Source organism: Microvirga sp. GN3 (assembly GCF_055792825.1).
The window spans coordinates 1-4,626 of the sequence record NZ_JBVVAK010000296.1 but is presented as its reverse complement, the minus strand read 5'-3'; the positions used below and the strand labels follow the sequence as shown (position 1 = coordinate 4,626).

The 4,626-nt window shown below is 59.1% G+C and carries 4 protein-coding genes; 2 read left to right on the top strand and 2 right to left on the bottom strand.

The annotated features are described in order from the left end of the window. Positions 1-316: 316 nt before the first annotated feature. A complete protein-coding gene (gene dapA / locus ACS5Q1_RS46685; protein WP_473104589.1) occupies positions 317-1,216 on the bottom strand; it encodes a 4-hydroxy-tetrahydrodipicolinate synthase in 900 nt (299 codons plus the stop codon). A gap of 810 nt (positions 1,217-2,026) precedes the next feature. Between dapA and ACS5Q1_RS46680 the strand changes: the two genes are divergently transcribed. After that, complete coding sequence (locus tag ACS5Q1_RS46680; protein ID WP_473104588.1) at positions 2,027-2,836, top strand: IS5 family transposase; 810 nt, start codon at positions 2,027-2,029, stop codon at positions 2,834-2,836. A gap of 29 nt (positions 2,837-2,865) precedes the next feature. Here ACS5Q1_RS46680 and ACS5Q1_RS46675 read toward each other — a convergent pair whose 3' ends face one another. Further along, on the bottom strand, positions 2,866-3,576 hold the full coding sequence (locus ACS5Q1_RS46675) for an IS6 family transposase (protein WP_473104587.1): 711 nt from the start codon (positions 3,574-3,576) through the stop codon (positions 2,866-2,868). Between the two features lie 80 nt (positions 3,577-3,656). Here ACS5Q1_RS46675 and pcaD point away from each other — a divergent pair, with 80 nt between their 5' ends. After that, positions 3,657-4,433 carry a 3-oxoadipate enol-lactonase gene (gene pcaD, locus ACS5Q1_RS46670; protein WP_473104586.1) on the top strand — a complete coding sequence of 259 codons (777 nt, stop codon included), beginning with the start codon at positions 3,657-3,659 and terminating at the stop codon, positions 4,431-4,433. The last annotated feature ends 193 nt before the right edge of the window (positions 4,434-4,626 follow it).

Here is a 4,626-nt window from a genome sequence, read left to right as displayed (position 1 = left end):
GCGGACTTTCATCAGGGCCAGCGGTCACATGAGCCGCACTCACAGGCCGTAGATATGACTGCACCCGACCACTTGCACTCACGTTCAACAAAACCCTTGCCGGCAGGGAGCGTCCAGATATGACAGCACCCCACCGAGGTCGCTATCGCCGTTCATGCCCTGAACCGCATGCTTGAGTTTGGACGCCTGAAGTCCATTCGCACCACCTGAACAAAGGCATGCGGTGGGCTCAGTACGTTCACCAGCTGATCCATGCAACACGGTCCTGACACGAACTTCTTCCCACCGGCAGCTGCATAAGCCGCTCTGTATTTCCTCATACTCCCCAAGTTACCATCGCCTGGTCAATTCTTGACGCAAGCTCAGCGGTGACAGGAACCATTGGCAGACGCATTTCGGGGCTATCGATCAAGCCTGCACGCCAGAGCCAATACTTAACAGGTCCGGGGCTCGGTTCGGCAAACAGTAATCGCGGCAAATCAGCAAGACGCTTCCAATCCGCCAGCGCTCCGACTTGATCGCCAGAGAGCAGCTTGTTGCGGATGGCTGCGAACGCCGGCGTCTGTACATGAGCAGAGGCTGTAATGCCGCCATCGGCACCATGGGCCAGGGCACTGTAGAACAGGTGGTCTTCGCCAGTGAAAATCGCAAAATGCGCCGGCTTATGCCGTAACAGGTCAAAGGACTGCACGGGATCGGCTGAGCAATCCTTGACGCCAACGATGTTGGTGCGCGCCGCCAACTGCAGCATTGTCTCATTGCCAAGATTGACGCCGGTGCGATACGGGATGTTGTAGAGGAGGATCGGCCTTTCGGTGCTGTCGGCAAGCGCCGAAAAGTGGCTGAACAATCCCAGCTGCGATGGCCTTGTGTAATATGGACAAGCGATCAGGTAGCCCGTGATATTCCACGATGCCGTACGCTCCAGCGCCTTGACCAGCTTCCGCGTATCGCTGCCGGAGAGGCCAAAATAGAGCGGGATGCGCTGTCCCGCTGCGTTGAGAGTGTCGCTTGTGATCGACACCAGTCGCTCGGCCTCCGCGTCGTCGAGCGACATGCCCTCGCCGGTGGTCGCACCAAGGATGAGGCCGTCGATCGGCTGCGCCGCGAAATGCGTGACAAGCCTACGCAAGGAGGGCTCGTCCAGCATGCCATCGCGGAACGGTGTGATGAGCGGCAGCCAGAGGCCGCTCAAGACTGAATGTGTGACTTCCATGAATTTCATCTCCTCAAGGCCGGAGACGGAGCGCGCAGGATCCCCGTCCAAACCGGCGGGGTCAATCTGATCAGAGTGCTTGCTATCTTCTGCGCGCGATGACCGATTGCCCCTAGTGCGGGGCTTTTTTCGAGATCGTGAGTTTGGCGCGGCGGTAGTTCATAGCATATCGGTCACAGATCCTCGACATTTTGTCAAGGTAGGAGAGACGGGCCATCGATCGCCATCCATTGCGCACTCCTCACGAGGATCGGCACCGCCCTATGTTACACCGCTTTCGTGAAGATCATTAGGAGCCGGAGCTCAAGCCGACCTGATATAAGACTCTGACTATCTAGGAAGGTGGAGATCATTGGCGCGCAATTGAGGAGGCAGGTTTCGTCGCTCGCTGACTTCAACCCTCTATCTGATCCGATTGAAGGATCACATTGTCGATCAAGCGGGTTGCTCCCACAAAGCTGGCTGCACAGAGAACCGCCGACTGGGTGATAGATCCATTAACCGGCTACAGAGTTCGTGCATCCCGCAGCTGAAGGTACTGCAGGCGCGGCTACTGAGGTTTCTCTGCCGGATGCATGATTCGTCAGGGCATGGGCTCACCCGAGCCCTGACGGAGTTCCCCATTGTACTGCTAGCCTCGCGGCTGAGTGGATCATTCGTAACCCACGATCGCCTTGACTTCGAAAAACTCGTTCAGGCCAAACTCTCCGTATTCGCGCCCGTTGCGGCTTTGTTGCACGAATGGGCGATTTGGCCGCCGAAGCTGGATGGCATAGGAGGGCTGGGCTCTTCCTGATTTCGGATTCTTCCGTGCCGTTCAAGTCCAATGCTGCTCGCCGTCACCGCATCCCCAAGCAGCGGCACCAAGTGACAAATTGGACGGAGTATGATGCGGCCTTGCGCCAACGCGGAAGCCTCACGGTCTGGTTCACTGACGAGGCGATTGCCGCCTGGCAGGCGGAGCCCCGCACGACGCGAGGCGGTCAGCCCCATTATTCAGCCCTGGCGATCAGGACAGCCCTGACGCTGCGGGCGGTGTTTCGCCTGGCACTCCGTCAGACTGAAGGGCTGATTGGCTCGATCCTGAAGCTCCTCGGTCTCGATCTGGCAGTGCCGGATCATTCCACCCTGAGCCGTCGCGCCGAGACCCTCGAGGTGCCAAGACCAATCCCACGCACCGGGCCGGTGCATCTGCTGGTCGATAGCACTGGATTGCGGCTGTGCGGGGCCGGCGAGTGGCTAGTTGAGAAGCATGGCACCCGCAGGCGCCGCGCCTGGCGCAAGCTGCACATCGGAGTCGACGCGGAGACTAGCCAGATCCTCGCTGCGGAACTGACGACCAACGATGTCGATGATGGCTCACAGGCCGAACCCTTGCTCGACCAGATCACGGCTCCACTCGCGTCACTCACTGGCGACGGTGCCTACGATCAGGCCGGCATCTATGGCACCGTCGCCGAGCGCTATCCGGATGCTGACGTGATCGTTCCGCCCCGATCAACGGCAGTGCTGAGCGAGGATGTAGAGGCTACTCCGACCCAGCGCGATCGCCATCTCCAAAGCATCGTCGAGCATGGACGCATGGGCTGGCAGAAGGGCATCGTCAACTTAACGGGTTGAGTTAGATCTGCCCGTCCCGGATCATCAGATCAGAAGCCAACGGCGACATCAGTCACCTCGTTCCAGACCAGAAAGGCCTTTGCTCGGGACTTGCGATGATCCCCGGCATTGGTGTTGGCAGGACGGCGGAAGAGATTTCCAACTTGATCGTGGACTGAAAGGAAGCGCTGGGCCTGCCCAGCTGATTTGAAGCGCTTCATGATGCGCTCCCGTCGTCGCGTCGGCTGATGACTGTTCTCCGCCCTGTTGTTCAAGCCTCGATGCTGGCGGTGCTCCACGCCCGGCGTCACAGCTTTCTTGGCGGCGGCATAGCTGGCCAGTTTGTCCGTGATCATCACACGAGGCGTGACGCCTTGCTTCTTGAGCAGCTTCCGCAGCAGACGCTTGGCTGCTTTGGCATTGCGCCGGCTCTGGACCAGGATGTCGAGCACAATCCCATGCTGGTCGACCGCCCGCCACAGCCAGTGCTTCTGGCCGGCGATGGTGATCACCACCTCGTCCAGATGCCATTTGTCTCCAGGCGCTGGAAGACGGCGGCGGATCTGGTTGGCAAAGCCCTGCCCGAACTTCAGCGCCCACTGCCGGACCGTCTCATGGCTGACCAGGATGCCGCGGGCGGCCAGCATTTCCTCGACCATCCGGAGGCTGAGCGGGAACCGAAAATCGAGCCAGACGGCATGGCTGATCACTTCAGCCGGAAAGCGGTGACGGGCGTAGAGAGGATGACGAGTCTTTTTCATCCCTCACGTATGGCTCCCGGTGGTCACCACCGCGTTAACCTGACGATGCCCACCAAACATAAACCAAGGGAGATGCGATCATGGCAATTATCCGCGTAAATGGGGATGATTTTTCCGTGAAACTTGATGGACCTGCGACCGCGCCGGTTTTTCTTCTATCAAATTCGCTCAGCTCCGACCTCTCCATGTGGGACGATCAGGTGTCGGTCTGGTCCCAGCGGTTTCGTGTAGTCCGCTACGATCAGCGCGGCCACGGCAGCAGTGTCGTCTCGGCAGAACCGTATTCCATAGAACAACTCGGCCGGGATGCCATCGGCGTCATGGATGCGCTCGGGATCAAGACAGCGCACTGGTGCGGGCTGTCTCTCGGCGGCATGGTTGGCATGTGGATGCTGACGCATGCTCCAGAGCGCATCGACAAAGCGGTGCTCGCCAACACGGCCGCCTACATGGGACCAGTCGAACTGTGGAACGGGCGTATTGAAACAGCACGGCGAGGGGGAATGAGAGCGCTCGTCGAGCCGACGATCGAACGCTGGTTTCCTGAACACTTCCGAAAAGCTGCGCCTGCCACCATGGATCGTATGCGCGCTATGATCCTGCGGACACCGATTGAGGGATATACGGGATGTTGCGCAGCCATCCGCGACATGGATCAACGGACGGCAATCCGCAGCATCACCAACTCGGTTCTGGTTATCATCGGCTCGCGTGATCCAGCAACAAAACCGGCGGATGGTCAGTTGATCGCATCGTCGATCAGGAATTCCAAGGCGGCAATCTTCGATGCAGCTCACATCTCGAATATAGAGCAGCCAGAAGCCTTTGCCTCGACGGTAATTGAGTTCCTGGCTTGACAGCCAGGGTGCGACAAGTTCGGCATATGAGCCGATGCGTTACCCTGATCCGAGACGCGCCGGCCTAGTTGTTTGATCCCGGGGTTTGATGGTGCATTCTTATCGCCGGAATGGAGGGATGCGCTATGGGCCAGGTTCTCCATGGGAGCGCCACAACGACAGAGGCAGTCCGTCGAGCAATACAAAATAGTCA

What these genes read in the sequence shown, in the direction of transcription:
- dapA (WP_473104589.1), bottom strand. Translation starts at nt 1,216, where the DNA reads ATGGAAGTCACACATTCAGTCTTGAGCGGCCTCTGGCTGCCGCTCATC.
- ACS5Q1_RS46675 (WP_473104587.1), bottom strand. Translation starts at nt 3,576, where the DNA reads ATGAAAAAGACTCGTCATCCTCTCTACGCCCGTCACCGCTTTCCGGCT.
- pcaD (WP_473104586.1), top strand. Translation starts at nt 3,657, where the DNA reads ATGGCAATTATCCGCGTAAATGGGGATGATTTTTCCGTGAAACTTGAT.